The 16343-nt window shown below is 72.7% G+C and carries 15 protein-coding genes; 7 read left to right on the top strand and 8 right to left on the bottom strand.

Going from position 1 to position 16343, the window contains the following annotated elements; translation table 11 throughout:
* The first annotated feature begins 24 nt into the window (after positions 1–24).
* Positions 25–690 (top strand): GIY-YIG nuclease family protein, encoded by a 666-nt coding sequence (locus tag N1028_RS10180; RefSeq protein ID WP_259527679.1) that lies wholly within the window; start codon positions 25–27, stop codon positions 688–690.
* Between the two features lie 317 nt (positions 691–1007).
* On the opposite strand, the gene N1028_RS10175 is transcribed toward N1028_RS10180, so the two are convergent.
* Positions 1008–1787, bottom strand: coding sequence for a 3-hydroxybutyrate dehydrogenase (locus tag N1028_RS10175; RefSeq protein WP_259527677.1), 780 nt, complete (start codon positions 1785–1787; stop codon positions 1008–1010).
* Complete coding sequence (locus N1028_RS10170; RefSeq protein WP_259527670.1) at positions 1784–3148, bottom strand: MFS transporter; 1365 nt, start codon at positions 3146–3148, stop codon at positions 1784–1786. The genes N1028_RS10175 and N1028_RS10170 overlap by 4 nt, the downstream gene beginning before the upstream one ends.
* A 102-nt stretch (positions 3149–3250) precedes the next feature.
* Between N1028_RS10170 and N1028_RS10165 the strand changes: the two genes are divergently transcribed.
* Complete coding sequence (locus tag N1028_RS10165; protein WP_259527668.1) at positions 3251–4171, top strand: LysR family transcriptional regulator; 921 nt, start codon at positions 3251–3253, stop codon at positions 4169–4171.
* A 37-nt stretch (positions 4172–4208) separates the two neighbouring features.
* Here the strand turns inward: N1028_RS10165 and N1028_RS10160 are convergent, their stop codons facing one another.
* The 3 genes from N1028_RS10160 to N1028_RS10150 are packed head-to-tail and all read right to left on the bottom strand — an operon-like array spanning position 4209 to position 5826.
* A complete protein-coding gene (locus tag N1028_RS10160) occupies positions 4209–4877 on the bottom strand; it encodes an HAD family hydrolase (RefSeq protein ID WP_259527666.1) in 669 nt (222 codons plus the stop codon).
* The gene (locus N1028_RS10155) at positions 4874–5314 is read right to left on the bottom strand and encodes a YybH family protein (protein ID WP_259527664.1); all 441 of its coding nucleotides are present in this window, start codon (positions 5312–5314) and stop codon (positions 4874–4876) included. Before N1028_RS10155 ends, N1028_RS10160 begins: the two co-directional genes overlap by 4 nt.
* Positions 5315–5364: 50 nt before the next feature.
* Positions 5365–5826: an SRPBCC family protein gene (locus N1028_RS10150; RefSeq protein ID WP_259527662.1), complete on the bottom strand. Its 462-nt coding sequence runs from the start codon at positions 5824–5826 to the stop codon at positions 5365–5367.
* 160 nt (positions 5827–5986) lie between these two features.
* Between N1028_RS10150 and N1028_RS10145 the strand changes: the two genes are divergently transcribed.
* Together N1028_RS10145 and N1028_RS10140 are read left to right on the top strand one after the other, a co-directional pair.
* Entirely contained in the window at positions 5987–6442 is a 456-nt protein-coding gene (locus N1028_RS10145; RefSeq protein ID WP_259527660.1) for a DUF3817 domain-containing protein, read from the top strand.
* 2 nt (positions 6443–6444) lie between these two features.
* The gene (locus tag N1028_RS10140) at positions 6445–7026 is read left to right on the top strand and encodes a hypothetical protein (protein ID WP_259527658.1); all 582 of its coding nucleotides are present in this window, start codon (positions 6445–6447) and stop codon (positions 7024–7026) included.
* Between the two features lie 18 nt (positions 7027–7044).
* On the opposite strand, the gene N1028_RS10135 is transcribed toward N1028_RS10140, so the two are convergent.
* Together N1028_RS10135 and N1028_RS10130 are read right to left on the bottom strand one after the other, a co-directional pair.
* Positions 7045–7839 (bottom strand): SGNH/GDSL hydrolase family protein, encoded by a 795-nt coding sequence (locus tag N1028_RS10135; RefSeq protein WP_259527655.1) that lies wholly within the window; start codon positions 7837–7839, stop codon positions 7045–7047.
* Position 7840: 1 nt separating this feature from the next.
* Positions 7841–9184 (bottom strand): M18 family aminopeptidase, encoded by a 1344-nt coding sequence (locus N1028_RS10130; RefSeq protein ID WP_259527653.1) that lies wholly within the window; start codon positions 9182–9184, stop codon positions 7841–7843.
* Positions 9185–9276: 92 nt separating this feature from the next.
* Here N1028_RS10130 and N1028_RS10125 point away from each other — a divergent pair, with 92 nt between their 5' ends.
* Positions 9277–13008 (top strand): TM0106 family RecB-like putative nuclease, encoded by a 3732-nt coding sequence (locus N1028_RS10125; RefSeq protein ID WP_259527646.1) that lies wholly within the window; start codon positions 9277–9279, stop codon positions 13006–13008.
* On the opposite strand, the gene N1028_RS10120 is transcribed toward N1028_RS10125, so the two are convergent.
* Positions 12968–13258: a hypothetical protein gene (locus tag N1028_RS10120; RefSeq protein WP_259527644.1), complete on the bottom strand. Its 291-nt coding sequence runs from the start codon at positions 13256–13258 to the stop codon at positions 12968–12970. The two genes, N1028_RS10125 and N1028_RS10120, sit on opposite strands and share 41 nt — an antisense overlap.
* 90 nt (positions 13259–13348) lie before the next feature.
* Here N1028_RS10120 and N1028_RS10115 point away from each other — a divergent pair, with 90 nt between their 5' ends.
* Together N1028_RS10115 and N1028_RS10110 are read left to right on the top strand one after the other, a co-directional pair.
* Complete coding sequence (locus N1028_RS10115) at positions 13349–13861, top strand: SRPBCC family protein (protein ID WP_259527643.1); 513 nt, start codon at positions 13349–13351, stop codon at positions 13859–13861.
* Complete coding sequence (locus N1028_RS10110; protein WP_259527641.1) at positions 13858–16260, top strand: GNAT family N-acetyltransferase; 2403 nt, start codon at positions 13858–13860, stop codon at positions 16258–16260. The genes N1028_RS10115 and N1028_RS10110 overlap by 4 nt, the downstream gene beginning before the upstream one ends.
* Positions 16261–16343 lie beyond the last annotated feature (83 nt).

The raw sequence follows: 16343 nt of genomic DNA, 5'->3' as shown, positions 1-16343 counted from the left end.
GGTGGTCCGTCGTAGCCTTCCCCCATGGACGACACGCCCGCACCCCCCGTCGTCTGCACGGCGGTGGAGCACGGCGAGCCCTGCGGCGGGCCGGTCGATTCTTCCAGCCTCCGCCCCGACGATTCGGGCGGCCTCGCTGATCCGGGCCGCCCCGCTGATCCGGGACGCCCCGTCGAGTCCGCGCACGAAGAGCCCGGGCTCGTGCTGCCGCTCTGCCACGAGCACCTCGTCGCCGCCTACGAGCGCGTGGCGGCAGACGTGGGGGTCACGGATGCGCTGCCCGGGCCGTGCGCGGCCTGCGGCTCCCGGCTCGGGGTGCGCTATCCCTCGGGGTGGCTGTGCGCGGTGTGCGAGTGGCGGTGGGGTGAGGTGCCCGAGGGTGCTGCGCCCATCCGGGTCGACGTGGTCTACTACCTGCGCTGGCGCGACCGCATCAAGATCGGCACCTCGGCCAATCCGCGCGGCCGGCTCGCCCAGCTCCGGCACGACGAGCTCCTCGCCTTCGAGCGCGGCGACCGCACCCTCGAGCAGCGCCGGCACCGTGAGTTCGCCGCCTCGCGTCTCGGCGGCGAGTGGTTCGCGGCCGACGACGCGCTCCTCGCCCACGTGGCACTGGTGTCGGCGGGCGTCGACGACCCCTGGGCCCTCCTCGCCCGCTGGCGCAGCGAGGCCGTCGCCCTCGCCGGCTGATCCGCCCACGCACGCAGGGGCCTGTGCGCGCCCCGCCCCTGCCCCCGCGGACTTCGCCACCCGAGGGTGCACCCGACGCCCCTCCTACGCCGATCGAGTGCACAGTTGGCGAAGTCCGCCGTTCGGGCCCGGCTGTCGGCCCACGCGCTCGCCTTCGGCCTCGGCGCAGGTCCCTCCCACGACTTGACAGAAGTGGCGCCTAAAAGCGCCGACTTGGCACATCTTGTGTCAAGTCGGCGCTCTTACGCACATCTTCTGCCAAGTCGGCGACTCCGGGTGGGCCACTACAGGCGGCCGCGGCCAGGGCGGGGGCCGGGTCAGCGGGCCGACCAGCCGCCGTCCATCGTGTAGCTCGAGCCCGTGACCATGGCGGCGGCCGGCGACGCCAGCCACAGCACGAGCGCCGCCACCTCCTCGGGCTCCACGAGCCGCTTGATCGCGCTCTCGGTGAGCATCACCCGCGCCAGCACCTCCGACTCCGCGAACCCGTGCGCCGCGGCCTGCTGCGCGATCTGCTTCTCCACGAGCGAGGTGCGCACGTACCCGGGGCTCACGCAGTTGCTCGTCACGCCGTACGCGGCGGCCTCGAGCGCGGTCACCTTCGAGAGTCCCTCGAGCCCGTGCTTCGCCGCCACGTAGGCGCTCTTGAAGGCCGAGGCCCGCAGCCCGTGCACCGACGAGACGTTCACGATCCGCCCCCACCCGCGCCGGTACATCCCGGGCAGTGCGGCCCGCACGAGCAGGAACGGCGCCTCGAGCATCACCGTCAGGATCTGCCGGAACCACTCCGGCTCGAACTCCTCGATGGGGGCCACGTGCTGGATGCCCGCGTTGTTGACGAGCACGTCGACCCCCTCCAGCATGGGCTGCAGCGAGTCGTCGGTGAGGGCGGCGGCGTCGCCGAGGTCGATCGTCCACGCCTCCCCGCCCACCGAGGCGGCGAGAGCCTCGGCGCGCGGGCCGTCGCGATCGGCGACGACCACGAAGGCCCCCTCCGCCGCGAATGCCCGCACCACGGCCTCGCCGATGCCGCTCGCGCCGCCGGTGACGAGGGCGCGCCTGCCCCGGAGCGCCAGGGTCCGCTCCGGAGCACTCATCGCTTCGCGCCGCGCAGGCCGAAGCGCTCGGCATCCGCCTCGTCGACCGCCCGGAGCGAGGCTCCGCGGGTCTCCTTGAGCGTGAGCACCGTCACGGCCGTGACGGCGCACGCGAGCACGATGTAGAGCGCCACCGGCACCCACGAGTCGAACCGCTGCAGCAGAGCGGATGCGATGATCGGCGCAAGCGAACCGGCCACGATCGAGGTCACCTGGTAGCCCAGCGAGACGCCCGAGTAGCGCATGCGGGTGGGGAACATCTCGGCCATGATGGCGGGCTGCCCGGCGTACATGAGGGCATGGAAGCACAGCCCGATCGTGATGGCGACGACGATGAGCACGGGGTTCAGCGTGTCGAACATCGGGAAGGCGAAGAACGCCCACGTCGCACCGAGCACGGCGCCGGCGAAGTACACGGGCTTCCGGCCCACCCGATCCGCGAGCCGCCCCACCTGCGGGATGACCGCGAAGTGCACGGCGTGCGCGATGAGAAGGGCCAGCAGCAGCGAGCTCGTGTCGTACTCGTGCACGGTGACGAGGTAGACGATCGAGAAGCTCACGATGATGTAGTAGAGGATGTTCTCGGCGAACCGCAGCCCCATCGCCTTCAGCACGCCCTTCGGGTAGCGCTTCACGACCTCGAACACGCCGTAGCTCGCGGCCTGCTCCGACTCCACGAGCGCTCGGGCCTCGAGGAAGATCGGCGCCTCGTTCACGTGCGTGCGGATGTAGTAGCCCACGAGCACGATGAGCGCCGACAGCCAGAACGCGATGCGCCAGCCCCAGCCGAGGAACTGGTCGTCGGGCAGCACGGTCGAGAGCACGAGCAGCACGAGCGTGGCGAGCAGGTTGCCCACCGGCACGGCGGCCTGCGGCCAGCTCGACCAGAAGGCGCGCGAGCGGTCGGGGCTCTGCTCGGCCACGAGCAGCACGGCCCCGCCCCATTCGCCGCCGAGCGCGAAGCCCTGGATGAAGCGCAACGCCACGAGGAGCGCCGGCGCCCAGTAGCCGATGGTGTCGAAGCCCGGCAGACAGCCGATGAGGAACGTCGCGACGCCGATCAGGATGATCGTGACCTGCAGCGTGTGCTTCCGCCCGAGCCGGTCGCCGATCTGCCCGAACACGATGCCGCCGAGGGGCCGCGCGATGAAGCCGACCGCGTAGGTGAGGAACGCCGCGATGATGCCGTCGAGCTGGCTGCCCGCGTTCGGGAAGAACACGGCTCCGAAGACGAGGCTCGCGGCGGTGGCGTAGAGGAAGAACTCGTACCATTCCACGACGGTGCCCACCATCGAGGCGGCCACCACCTTCTTCAACCCGGAGGGCGCTCGTTCGGTGCGGACGGGATCGGTGACGGTCATGTGGTCTCCTCAGTGGTCGTCGTTGACTGCTGACGAGTATTCGTGCAGATCGCAGCCTCGACAATGACCAGTTCGGAACACCTGCTGTGCATAATTGCAGACATGTCCGTCGATCCGCATGACCTGCTCGTGCTGCGCGCCGTAGTCCGCACCGGGCGCTTCACCGGTGCCGCCGACGAGCTCGCGCTCAACCACACCACGGTCTCCCGGCGCATCCAGTCGCTCGAGCGCGCCCTCGGCGGCCGCGTGCTCTCGCGCGCCGCGGGCGGGTGGGAGCCGATTGAGCTCGGCCGTCGGGCGCTGCGTGCCGCCGACGGGGTCTCCGAGGCGCTCGACGGCCTCGCCGCCGAGATCTCCGGCGCCGACCTGCGGCCGAAGCTCACCGGGGTCGTGCGGCTCTCGGCGACCGACGGCTACAGCGCTCTCGTGGCCGCGCCGGCGGTGGCCGACCTGCAGCGCGAGCATCCGGAGCTGCAGGTCGAGATCGTCACGGTCACCCGTCGGGCGCTGCAGCAGCGCTCGGGCCTCGACATCGAGGTCGTGGTCGGGCGCCCCCAGGTGCACCGGGCCGAGGCGGTGCTGCTCGGCGAGTACGTGCTCGGCATGTACGCCTCCGAGAGGTACCTGGCCGAGTACGGTGCGCCGCAGACGCGCGACGAGCTGGTGGCGCATCCCCTCGTCTACTTCATCGACTCGATGCTGCAGGTCGACGATCTCGACGCCCCGAGACGCCTCGTGCCCGGCATGCGCGACTCGCTCACCTCCACGAACGTGTTCGTGCATGTCGAGGCCACCCGCGCCGGTGCCGGCATCGGCTTCCTACCCTGCTTCGTGGCCGACCGGCATCCGGATCTCGTGCGCGTGCTGCCCGAGGAGATCGCCGAGGTGCTGCCCTACTGGATGGTGCTCCGGCCCGACTCGCTCGACCGCCCGGCGGTCGCGGCGGTGGTGGCGGCGCTCCGCGACCGCACGGCGGCCATGGCGGATGCGCTCCACGGGGAGCCGCGCGCTCACCCGCTCTGACCGGCGGATGCGCGTCGAGGCGAGCGAGGCGGTCGGCTCAGCGATCCAGGATGAGGTCGAGCACCTCGCGCGTGGTCGCGGCCTCGAGGGTGGGCGGCGCCGCGGCGTCACCGCGCTCGCTCCACACCGTCCCGTGCCCCACCCAGGCGGTGCGGAGCCCGGCCGCGCGCCCACCGGCGACGTCGTTCACGGGATCGTCGCCCACCATCCAGGTGCCGGCCGGATCCCCGCCGGCGCGCTCGAGGGCGATCCGGAAGATGCGCTCGTCTGGCTTCTTGACCCCCACGCCCTCCGAGATCACGGTGTCGACCATGCGCCGGTCGATCCCCGTGCGGCGGAGCTTCCGTCCCTGCTGCTCGACCGGCCCGTTGGAGAGGATCGCGAGCCGCACGCCGTCGTCGGCCAGCACCTCGAGGTGCTCGGCGAGGCCGTCGTAGACCTCCACGAAGTCGACGTGCTCGTAGAGCAGCCGGTCGACCATCCGCTCGACGGTCGCGGGGTCGGTGTCGAGGCCGAACCGCCCGAGCACGGTGGCGGCGAGCACCGGGCGCGGTGTGTGGCCGTTGCGGTCCGCCGCCACGATGAACGCCGCGTCGTCCTCCCGCCCGTGCTCGGCGGCGAACAGCCCGGCCCACTGCGCGAAAGCGCCCGCGCGGTCGACGAGCGTGTTGTCGAGGTCGAGCAGCAGCAGCGGGCGGCCGGTCATCGGGCGCTGCTGAACTCGCGGGCCGGCGGGTGGTCGCCGTGCCGGTGCACGAGCAGCCACTCGCCCGCGGCGTCGCGGCGGTAGATGTGGGTCACCCGGATCACGATCTCGCGCGGCTCGCCGCCGTCGACGCGCACGACCCCGCGTTCGAGCCCCACGGTGTAGCCGAGGTCGCCGCTCGCGTGCACGGCGTCGTAGCTCGGTTCGAGGGCACCGCCGCTGAAGCGCGTGCCCACCCAGCCGAGGGTGGCGTCGATGGCGTCGTGCCCGCGTTCGAGCGTGCCGAACGCGCCGTAGAGCGTGGTGTCGGCATCCGGTGCCCAGCAGGCGCGGAACGGCTTCGGATCGCCCTCTCCCATCGCCGCGAGCGCCCGGCCCACGCGCTCGATGGCCGCCTGGAACGCGGGATCGACCCCGCCGGACACCTGCTCACCCACGACTTCTCCCTCCGCCGCCGACAGCCTAGCGGCCGCGCGGGGAGTGCACCTCAGCCCGCGACGGCCGACTGCCCGAGGTGCTGGGCGAGGGCGTCGAGCGCGCTCTCCCAGCCGTCCTGGATGAACTCGTCGCCGCTCATGCCGTCGTAGCCGCGCAGGTCGAACGTCATCCGGCTGAGCTCGCCCAGGTCGGCGATCGTGACGGTCACGAGGAGGGCGTCGTCCGGATCCGCGTCGGGCTCGCCCCACGTGAACACGAGTCGCTCGGGCGCCGAGACCTCCCGGTAGACACCGCCGGTGGGGTGCTCCTCGCCGCTGAGGTCGTCGACCATCGTGTACGCGTAGCGACCACCCGCGCGCGCGTCGATCGAGACAGACTCCATGGGGGTGTGCAGGCCCGACGGATGCCACCACTCGGCCGCCTGGGCGGGCTCGGTCCACGCCCGCCAGATCTCGTCGGGTGTGGCGTCGTACTCGCGGGTCAGGGTGAAGCCCTTGTCGGTGTCGATCATCGTCGATCCTCCTTCGTCGGCGCTGGTCCCCGGTGCCGTCGAGGGCGGGGGCGCACCTCCTGTCTACTCCGGTCGTGGGGCTAGCGGGCCTGGCGCGGCCCCAGGGCGAGCGGGAGCGGGGCCGGAGACGGCTCGGGGTGAACCGGTAGGCTGTGTCGGGATGTCTCCCCGCACCGTCTTCCGCACCGTCTCGATCGCCGAAGCGATCACCTGGACCGCCCTCATCGCCGCCATGCTCGCGCGTTACGTGTTCTCGGCCGAGGTCCCGTTCTTCTTCGCCATCGGCCTCGCGCACGGGGTGGTGTTCATCGCCTTCGTCGCCGCGTGCGTCGTGGTGGGCCTCAACCAGCGCTGGCGGTGGTGGGTCATCGTGGTGGCCGCGGCCACGGCGATCCCGCCGTATGGCACGGTCGTGACCGACATCGTGCTCGAGCGCCGAGGGCTCCTGGCGGGCGGATGGCGGCTGCAGGCGACAGACGATCCGCGCGACGCGCATCCGATCGACCGGCTGCTGCGCTGGTTCCTCAACCGGCCCTGGCTGTTCGTGGTGGTGCTCGTCGTGGTCGTGGCCCTGCTCACGACGGTGGCGCTCGTGGCCGGACCCCCCGCGGGCTGAGCGTGAGCACCGGCGACGACGAGCGCGGCGCGAGCCTGCGCAACCTCCGGCTCGTGCCCGCCCGCAAGCTCCCGAAGCTGCCGCCCCGGGGCGAGCGCTGGGCGGGGCTGCTGCGGCCGGCGACGTTCGTGGCGCTCGGCGTCGCGGCGGTGCTCGTGGCGGTGGTGTGGATCGGCGTCTCGACCGCCCGCACAGGTGTGCCGACGACGCTCGAGGGCGTGACCGCCGAGGTCACCGATGAGGTCGACACGCTCCTCACCCTCCTGCCGGGCGGGGCCACGACGGTCTCGGACGACTCGGTGGTGCAGGAGTGCCCCGACGGCTCGCCGGAGGAGCAGTTCGCGCTCGAGCGCACGGTGACCGCCACCGGGATCGCGTCAGCCGAGGACTGGGCGCGGGAGGTGCGCGCCGCCTACGAGGAGCGCGGCTGGAGCGTGGCCGCCGAGGGCATCGGCGGCGGAGGCGTGCGAGTGTCACTGGTGGGCACGAACCTCGTGCCGCTCAGGGTCTCGGTGCGGCCTCTCGACGGCGGGCTGCGGATCTCGCTCTCGAGCGAGTCGCGGTGCACGGGCGCCGAGCGCTGAGAATGCGGCGCTGAGCGATCAGTGCTGAACGTCGGACGCAGCGCCGCCCGACCCGGCGGCTCCAGCGGAGGCGCGCTCGCCCAGCTGCCGGAGGCGGTCGTCGATCGCGTGCGTGAAGGCGGCGGCCCAGATCCGGTAGCCGCGGTCGTTGGGGTGGAAGAGGTCGCCCGCGAACTGCGTGCTCACGCCCCAGAGGCCCTGCCGGTGCGTGAGGCGGTGCAGCGGCACCACGCGGACACCCCTGGCGGCGGCCGCCTCGCGGAGCATCCGGTTCGCCACGAGCACCGTGCGCTCGGCCGGCAGGAAGTAGAAGCTCGGCAGGTCGGCGACGATCGCGTGCGAGGGGAGCGCATCGAGGATCGTGGCGATCTCGGTGCGGAAGCGCTCGGGGTCGAAGTCGGCCATGTCGTTGGCGCCGATGCTCACGGTGAGCACGTCGGGGTCGAGCTTCGCGAGCCGGGGGAGCTCCTTCTCGATGGCTTCGCGGAGCCGCGCGCCGGAGATGCCGAGGTTGACCACGCGCACGGTGCGCCCCGAGCGCTCCCGCAGGTGTTTCGCCACGAAGCCGACGTAGCCGTGCGCCGGCCGGCTCGCACCGATGCCCTGGGCCGCGGAGTCGCCGACGGCCACGTAGAGCAGTTCGCCCTCCTTCGCGGCCTGCTCGCGCCAGTAGAGCGAGTGCACGGGGATCGCATCGGAGAGCACACCCCTCCAGTGATGCTGACGGCGCGCGAGGTAGCGCACCCAGGCGGCGATGCCGGCCACGGCCCCACCGGCGGCGACGACGGATGCGACGAGGGCGCGGCGACGCACGCTACGCACCCTGGTGGAAGGCGGTGAGGGCTCCGGCGAGCCCCGCGAGATCGTCGACGTGGGCGAGCTCGCGGGCGGAGTGCATGGAGAGCAGCGGCGGACCCACGTCGACCACGCGGATGCCCAGGCGGGTGGCGGTGAGCGGCCCGATCGTCGATCCGCAGGGCACGGTGTTGTTCGAGACGAACTCCTGCACCGGCACGCCGGCGGCCGCCGAGACCCTGTGCCAGAGCGCGGCGCCGTGCGCATCCGTGGCGTAGCGCTGGTTGGCGTTGATCTTGAGTAGCGGGCCGCCGCCGGCCTGTGGCCGGTTGGCGGGGTCGTGGCGCTCGGGGTAGTTGGGGTGCACGGCGTGACCCGCATCGGAGGAGATGCACCACGAGGCGGCGAGGGCGCGGGCGTGCAGCTCGGCGGCGGCGTTCTCATGGTCTGCAGCATCTCGGGCGGCGAGGCCGGCGGTGATGCGCGCGAGCACGTCGGCGAGGAACGGGCCGCTCGCACCCGAGCGCGACTCCGAGCCGAGCTCCTCGTGGTCGAAGGCGGCGAGCACCGGGATGGGCGCACCGCTCTCCGCGGCGTCGTTCCCCGCCCCGCCCTTCTCCTTGCCGCCGTTCCCCGTCGCGAGCAGGGCGGCGAGCCCGGCGTGCACCGAGGTGAGGTTGTCCATCCGGCCCGCCGCGAAGAGCGCGTCGTCGAGGCCGAAGCGCGCGGGAGCCGCGGAGTCGACCGTGAGCAGGTCGTAGCCGGCCACGTCGGCGCCGCCGCCCAGACCGGCACGGCGGGCGAGGATGTCGACGAGGTCGGCCTGCGACACGTCGCCCACCCCGAACACGGGTGCGGTGTGGCGCTGGCGGTCGAGGGTGAGGCCGCTGTTGACCTCGCGGTCCAGGTGCACGGCGAGCTGCGGGATGCGCAGGAACGGCCCGGTGCGCACGAGGTGCTCGCGGCCGTCGCGGTCGACGAGGCGGCCGGCGAGTTCGAGCTCGCGATCGAGCCACGAGTTCAGCAGCGGGCCGCCGTAGACCTCGACGCCCGCTTGCAGCCAGCCATTCGACCCGATCGTGGGGCGGGGCTTGAGCTTGAAGCCGGGGGAGTCGGTGTGCGCGCCGATGATGCGGAAGGGGCTGCCTGGCTCAGCGCCCTCAGGGATCGTCCAGGCGATCACGGCACCGTCGCGCCGCGCGTGGTGGCGGCCCGGTCGCGCGGTCCAGGCCTCCGTCTCGTGCAGCTCTTCGGAGCCGGCGGCCACGAGTCGCCGGGAGACCTCGGCGGCGGCGTGGTACGACGAGGGGGAGGCTTGGATGAACGCCGCGAGATCGGCGATGTGGGCGGCGGTGTCGGGCATCCGTCCATCCAACCACTCCATCCTGCCGCTGCGGCGGCCCCGGGGGCGGTGTCGGAGGCTGCCGGTAGCCTTCTGGGGATCGAAGGAGTCGCATGATCCTCACGGGCGGCACGGTTCTCTACAGCGCCACCGACCTCACGGCCGCCGCGTCGTGCGAGTTCGCCCTCGTGCGGCGGCTCGACGCCAAGCTCGGCCGAGTCGCTCCACCGCCGGAGAGCACCGACGAGATGCTCGAGCGCACCGCTCGGCTGGGCGATGCGCACGAGCTGCGCACGCTCGAGCGGTTCCGTGCCGAGTTCGGGCCGTTCGTGGCCGAGTCGGCCGTGGGGGTCGCCGAGATCGACAGACCCGAGCGCACCACGCCCGAGGCCCTCGCCGATCAGCAGGAGGTCACGCTCGAGGCGCTCCGAGCGGGCGCCGACGTGGTGTTCCAGGGAACGTTCTTCGACGGCCGCTTCCTCGGCTTCGCCGACTTCCTCGTGAAGGCGGGGCAGGCATCCGCAGGCCCGGTCTACGAGGTCTACGACACCAAGCTCGCGCGGCACGCCAAGATCACGGCACTGCTCCAGCTGGCGGCGTACGCCGACCAGCTCGAGCGCCTGGGGGTGCCCACGGGGCCGGAGGTGCACCTGCTGCTCGGCGACGGATCGCGCTCGACCCACCAGCTGCGCGACATCCTGCCGGTCTACCGCGATCGGCGCGAACGCCTCGAGGCGCTGCTCGACGACAGGTCGCGCGAGGGTGTTGCGCCGGCCGCCTGGGGAGATGAACGATACACGGCGTGCGGCCGCTGCGACGTCTGCGCGCCGGAGGTGGAGGCGCACGACGATGTGCTGCTGGTCGCCGGGCTACGCCTCGGCCAGCGCGAGCGGCTCCGCGCCGCGGGGCTGCCCACGCTCACGGCGTTCGCCTCCTCCACCGGGCCCGTCGAGGGTCTCGCCGACACGACTCTGGCGGCGCTCCGCGAGCAGGCGGCGATGCAGGTGCAGGGCCGCTCTGGCCTCGCCTACCGGGTGTTCGCTCCCGCGGCCCTCGGAGCGCTCCCGCCTCCCGATCCGGCCGATATCTTCTTCGACTTCGAGGGCGATCCGCTCTACACGGAGAACGCGGGGCCGGAGTGGGGCCTCGACTACCTCTTCGGGGTCATCGAGCACGAGGCGTCGGCACATACCTCGTCGGGGTCGTCCGCTCCGGATGCCGGCCTGCTCGGGCTGCCGCAGCCGGGCGGGATCGATCCCCGCACGGTGTTCCGGCCGTTCTGGGCCCACGACCACGCCGAGGAGCGGGAGGCGCTCCGGGCCTTCCTCGACTACCTCACCGAGCGCCTGCACGAGCATCCGGGCCTGCACGTCTACCACTACGCCGACTACGAGCGTGCTCACCTGCAGTCGCTGTGCGCGCGCCACGGCGTGGGCGAGGAGCAGCTCGACGAGCTGCTGCGCCGAGGTGTGCTCGTCGACCTCTACCCGATCGTCAAGAAGAGCCTCCGCGTGAGCACGCGCTCCTACAGCCTCAAGAAGCTCGAGCCGCTCTACATGGGCGACCTCCTCCGCGACAGCGGTGTCACGAACGCCGCCGACTCCATCACCGCGTACGCCCGCTGGGCCGAGCTCCGCGACGAGGGCGAGGCGGAGGCGGCCGCGACCCTGCTCGGCGAGATCGCCGACTACAACGAGTACGACTGCGTCTCCACCCTGCGGCTCCGCGACTGGCTGCTCGACCGGGCGGCCGAGAACGGTCTCGACCCCTCTGTGGCGGCACCCGCCCCGCACCTCGACGCACTCGGGGGCGACGGTGGCCCCGGCCCGCACGGCACGGCCGGCAGCGGCACCGACGGCAGCGTGGGCCCCGACGGCTTCACGTTCGCGGCGAGCCCGGTGCACGAGGCGCTCAGCGCCTTTCTCGATCGCGTCGACGCGGGGGAGGAGCCGGGCATCGACGGTGACGACAGGACGGCGATCGCTCTGGCCGCCGCCGCGATCGATTATCACCGCCGGGAGGACAAGTCGTTCTGGTGGGAGCACTACGGTCGTCTGGAGCGGCCGCTCGAGGAGTGGTCCGACACGCGCGACGTGCTCGAGGTCACGCACACCCGCGTCGATCGCGAGTGGTACCGGGAGGGCCGGCAGAAGGCCGACCGTCGTGAGATCCGGCTGCGCGGCGTGCTCGCGCCCGGCAGCCGGCTCGAGCCCGGTGCGTCCGGCCGCTTCTTCGTCTACGACCCTCCGCATCCGTGGCCGGATCCGCGCGCCCGTGCCACCGACCGCCTCGCTCACGCCCGCACCACCCTCGACGAGGTGCTCGAGCTCGAGAACGGCCTCACCCAGTTCGTATTCACCGAGGCCCTCAGAGTCGGCGACCTGCCCTACGACGCCGTCCCGATCGCCGTCGCTCCTTCCGCACCGCCCAAGACCGACTCCCTGCAGGCGGCCATCTCGGAGTGGGGCGCCACCCTGGCAGCCGCCCTCCCGGAGTTCCCCGCCGACCCGGCCCTCGACCTGCTCCGCCGCCGCCCACCCCGAACCTTGCGACCTTCCGTCGCGGTGGACTCGGCCCCGCCCACCTCGACAACGCTCCGACCCGTCGGCGACGGGCCCCGCGGCACGATCGACGCCATCCGCGACTCGCTGCTCGACCTCGACCACTCGTTCCTGGCCGTGCAGGGCCCGCCCGGCACCGGCAAGACCTACACCGGCGCCCGCGTCGTGGCCGACCTGGTGCGCGAGCACGGCTGGCGCGTGGGGGTCGTGGCGCAGTCGCACGCCGTGGTCGAGAACATGCTCGACGCGATCGTCGGCGCCGGAGTCGACCCCGCCGCGGTGGGCAAGTCGAGCGACTCGCCGGCCGCTCGCTTCACGGCGTTGTCGGGGCGGGATGCGCTCGGCCGCTTCCTCGCGCACGCGGAACGGCACGATGCGGGCGCGGTCATCGGCGGCACCGCCTGGGACTTCACGAACACGGGTCGCGTGGGCCGCCGAAGTCTCGACCTCCTCGTGATCGACGAGGCCGGCCAGTTCTCGCTCGCCAACACGATCGCCGTGAGTGTCGCGGCCCGCAACCTGCTCCTCCTCGGCGATCCGCAGCAGCTGCCGCAGGTCACCCAGGGCACGCACCCGGAGCCCGTGGACTCCTCCGCGCTCGGCTGGCTCACCGACGGGCACGACGTGCTGCCGCATCACCTCGGCTACTTCCTCGATGTCAGCTGGCGCATGCATCCGGAGGTCTGCGCTCCCGTGAGCGACCTGTCCTACGAGGGCGAGCTGCACTCGAAACTGCCCGCCACCACCGACAGGCGGCTCGAGGGTGTCGAGCCGGGCCTGCATCTCGAGCCCGTTCAGCACATCGGCAACTCGACCCAGTCACCGGATGAGGCCGCTCTCGTCGCGCGGATCGTGCGCGGTCTTCTCGGGCTGACGTGGCACGATCCGGGGGAGGAGCCGCCCGGCCGGCCGATCGAGGCCTCCGACATCATCGTCGTGGCTCCCTACAACGCGCAGGTCGAGCTCGTGCGGCAGACGCTCGCCGAGAGCGGGCTCGACGGTGTGTCCGTCGGCACGGTCGACAAGTTCCAGGGCCGCGAGGCGGCGGTGGCGATCGTGACGCTCGCGGCCTCCTCGGCGGCCGAGGTGCCGAGGGGGATCGGCTTCCTGCTCATGAAGAACCGGCTCAACGTCGCCATCTCCCGAGCGAAGTGGGCGGCCTACCTGGTGTACTCGCCGGCGCTCGTCGACCATCTGCCCGGGAACGCCGCCGAACTCGCGACCCTCTCGGGCTTCCTGCGGCTCACGCGAGCGGTTCCCACCGACCGTGCACCTGCCGGTTGACCTGCCAGGCGATCGGCTCGGCCGACACCCGGGCACCGTCGATCCCCTGCTCGGCGATGAGGAACGCGGCCTCGTCGGTGTCGGCCGTGAACCGCACGGTCACGCGCGGCCGCCCGGAGACGATCGCGATGTCGGACGACTCCACCGTGGTGAAGTCGGCGATGGCCTGGGTGAGAGTGGGCAGCACGGTCTCGGGCTTGACGCCGAGCTCGAGCGTTCCGACGATCATGGTCACGCGGTACGAAGGCATGGCACCAGCGTAGGGGTCGAGCGCCGCAGTGCGCCGGTCTCGCGCAGCCGACCGGGCGTGCGCTGTCGGTGCGCGCAGTACGGTGGGCAGATGAAGCCGGTCGTGTTCACCGAGGTCGTCGACACCGCCGTCTCGGCGCGCCTCGCATTCGACCGAGTCGTCCCCCGCGACGATGCCGATCTCTTCACCGGCTACCTCGTCCTCCCCGCGGTCACCGGCATCTCCGACCAGACCGGAGCCTGGACGACCCCGGGCTCCCGCCGCACCGTCCACCTCTCAGACGGCGGAACCTTCCGCGAGCACCTCCTCCGCCACGCCCCGCCCGCCGAGCGCGCCGCCCCGCCTGCCGCCGCCCCGCCTGCCGCAGGCGAGTTCGACTACCGCGTCACCGACTTCACCGGCGCCCTCTCCCATCTCGTCTCCGGGGCCTCGGCGCGCTGGCGTTTCGAACCCACATCGTCCGGGTCCCGCATCCGCTGGACCTACGAGTACGTCCCCCTGCCCCGCCGCCGCTTCGTGGTCGAGCGTCTCATCGGACCCATCTGGCGCCGCTACATGCGCCGAAGCCTCCTCGTCTGCGCACGGGTCGCCGAGGGCGCATGACAGCGGTCCTGCTCACCGGATCCCGGGCTCCGGTCACGCTCGACCTCGCGCGCCGCTTCCACGACGCCGGCCACTTCGTGGTGGTCGCCGACAGCCAGCCCGCGCTCACCTCGGCGTCGGCCTCTGTGGGCGCCGCCTACCGCGTGCCGCCGGCGCGCTTCGCCCCCTGGGAGTTCGCCCGCGCGGTGGCGGGCATCGCCGAGCGGCACGCCGTCGGCCTCATCGTGCCCACCTGCGAGGAGGTCTTCCACCTCGCCGCCGTGCGCGACACCGGAACCGTTCCGGGCCTCCGCGGCCGGGTCTTCGCGCCACCGCTGCCCGTGCTGCGGCGGCTCCACGACAAGGCGCTGTTCGCCTCGCTCCTCGCCGAGCTCGGCATCCCGCACCCCGGCACCACCGTGGTCGACTCGGGCATCGGGTGGCGGCGCCTCGCGAGAGGCCGCCGAGAGCGGCCAGGCACCGCGGTGGTGGTGAAGCCGGCGTACTCCCGCTTCGGAGCGCTCACGCGACGTGTGCGCGAGGGCGCGCCCCTGCCCGACGTGCCCGCCCCGACCCCCGAGCATCCCTGGCTCGTGCAGGAGCACCTCGACGGCACCGAGTTCTGCGTGCACGCGATTGCGGTCGGGGGTACCCTCACCGCGTTCTCCGCCTACCGTCCGGTCTGGCGCGCCGGCACCGGGGCGGGCGTCGCTTTCGAACGCCTCGACGCCCACGACACGTCGGCCACCCTCTCCGGCGCTGTGCGGGCGGCCGAGCGCTACGCCGAGCAGCTCGCGGGTCACCTCGCGATCACCGGCCAGTTCGGTCTCGACCTGATCGCCACCGGATCCGGTGACCCCCACGTGCTCGAATGCAACCCGCGCGCCACCTCCGGTCTCCATCTCTTCACCGCGGCAGACGACCTCCCTTCCGCCTTCGTTCCCGCCGACCCGTCGCGGAACCCTACCCACCCGAGCTCACCCTCCGCCCGGCTCGGGATCCCGCACGCGCTCTACGGCCCGGCCGGAATCCGCAGCGGCACCGACCTCCGCCGCCACCTCCGGCAGCTCCGGTTCCCCGATGTGCTGCGTCCGCGACGCGACCGCCTCCCGATCGGCACCCTCCTCCGGTCGCTCGCCGTGCAGGCCGCCGCGGCCCGGGCCTCCGGCGTGAGCCTGCTGGCCGCCTCCACGCACGACATCGAGTGGAACGGCGAGCCTCTCCCGGAGGACCCCGACCGCGGCGAGCAGATGGCCGCGGACGGCACGTCCCCTCCCGCCGGGTGGGCGTCCCGTCTCGTCGAGGGCGCTCAGCGGGCGGGCGGCTCCGAGCACCTGGCCCCCACCATCGCCGTGCGGTTCGAAACCGTCGACGCCGGGGGTCTGACGCTCCCGCTCACGAGGCCGCGCGCGACGCGGCCTCACGAGCCGCACGCCGGCACCGCGCAGAACCACACCCACCCCGGTGCTCCGCCGAGCTACGTCGTCTCACCCCACTCCCACTTCATCCACTACGCCCGCGAGGAGCTCGGCGCGCTGGACTCGCCCGTGGTGCGAGCCCTCGCTGCCCGAGCGATCGACGCGCTCGACCTGGTCACGCGCCCCGCCCGCCTCGACGACATCGCGCTCGTCGGCAACGCCCTCGTCTCGACGAATCTGCAGCCCGACGTGTCTGAGGCCACCGTCAGAGCCCTCACCGCCGAGCTCACGGCCCGCCACCCGCGCCTCGCCATCGGCTGGCGGAGCGTGCACGGTCGCGGGACCAGGCTCCCCGACACCCTCCGCCGTGCGGGGTACCGCCTGATCCCCTCCCGCAGCGTGCTCTTCCTGCCCACGCGAGGCACGGAGTGGCAGGGCCTCCGCGACTCCCGCCGCGACCGCGCCCTGCTCGAGACCTCCGGCTACAGCGTGCGAGAGGCACCTCGAGACGCCACCGGCGCCTCCGACGAAGCAACCCGCCGCCGCATCGCCGACCTCTACGACCTCCTCTACGTCGACAAGTACTCCTCGCTCAACCCCCGATACACCCCGGAGTTCATCGCCGTGGCCGAGCGGAGCGGGCTGCTGCGCTTCGTGCTGCTCGAGCGCGGCGGGAGGATCGACGCCGCGTTCGGCTACACGATCGCCCACGGGCTGCTCGCCGCGCCCGTCGTGGGCTACGACACGGCGCTGCCCCAGGAGCTCGGGCTCTACCGCATGCTCAGCTACGCCATCGCCCGCACCGCCCACGAGGCGGGAGTCGACCTCCACGCTTCGAGCGGTGTGGCCGCCTTCAAGCGCAACCGTGGGGCCGACGCGGAGTTCGAGTGCACAGCCGTCTACACCCGGCACCTCCCGTGGCCGCGCCGTGCCGGCTGGGCCGTGCTCGACCTGGTGGTGCGCCGCATCGCCGTGCCGCTCGTGCAGCGCAACGGCCTGTGAACACCAGAGCGCCGTAGCGAACGAAGCCGCGCGGTCTGCACACATGCGGCACAAAGGCCAGCGGCTCAGGCTCTCTGGTAGCG

Source organism: Herbiconiux oxytropis, assembly GCF_024979315.1.
In the GTDB taxonomy this organism is placed as follows: domain Bacteria; phylum Actinomycetota; class Actinomycetes; order Actinomycetales; family Microbacteriaceae; genus Herbiconiux; species Herbiconiux oxytropis.
Note: the sequence above shows the minus strand (reverse complement) of the source record. Positions and strands in the feature narration are given on the sequence as shown.

Coding starts and splice junctions, on each gene's coding strand:
- N1028_RS10180 (WP_259527679.1), top strand. CDS start 25: ATGGACGACACGCCCGCACCCCCCGTCGTCTGCACGGCGGTGGAGCAC.
- N1028_RS10175 (WP_259527677.1), bottom strand. CDS start 1,787: ATGAGTGCTCCGGAGCGGACCCTGGCGCTCCGGGGCAGGCGCGCCCTC.
- N1028_RS10170 (WP_259527670.1), bottom strand. CDS start 3,148: ATGACCGTCACCGATCCCGTCCGCACCGAACGAGCGCCCTCCGGGTTG.
- N1028_RS10165 (WP_259527668.1), top strand. CDS start 3,251: ATGTCCGTCGATCCGCATGACCTGCTCGTGCTGCGCGCCGTAGTCCGC.
- N1028_RS10160 (WP_259527666.1), bottom strand. CDS start 4,877: ATGACCGGCCGCCCGCTGCTGCTGCTCGACCTCGACAACACGCTCGTC.
- N1028_RS10150 (WP_259527662.1), bottom strand. CDS start 5,826: ATGATCGACACCGACAAGGGCTTCACCCTGACCCGCGAGTACGACGCC.
- N1028_RS10145 (WP_259527660.1), top strand. CDS start 5,987: ATGTCTCCCCGCACCGTCTTCCGCACCGTCTCGATCGCCGAAGCGATC.
- N1028_RS10130 (WP_259527653.1), bottom strand. CDS start 9,184: ATGCCCGACACCGCCGCCCACATCGCCGATCTCGCGGCGTTCATCCAA.
- N1028_RS10125 (WP_259527646.1), top strand. CDS start 9,277: ATGATCCTCACGGGCGGCACGGTTCTCTACAGCGCCACCGACCTCACG.
- N1028_RS10120 (WP_259527644.1), bottom strand. CDS start 13,258: ATGCCTTCGTACCGCGTGACCATGATCGTCGGAACGCTCGAGCTCGGC.
- N1028_RS10115 (WP_259527643.1), top strand. CDS start 13,349: ATGAAGCCGGTCGTGTTCACCGAGGTCGTCGACACCGCCGTCTCGGCG.
- N1028_RS10110 (WP_259527641.1), top strand. CDS start 13,858: ATGACAGCGGTCCTGCTCACCGGATCCCGGGCTCCGGTCACGCTCGAC.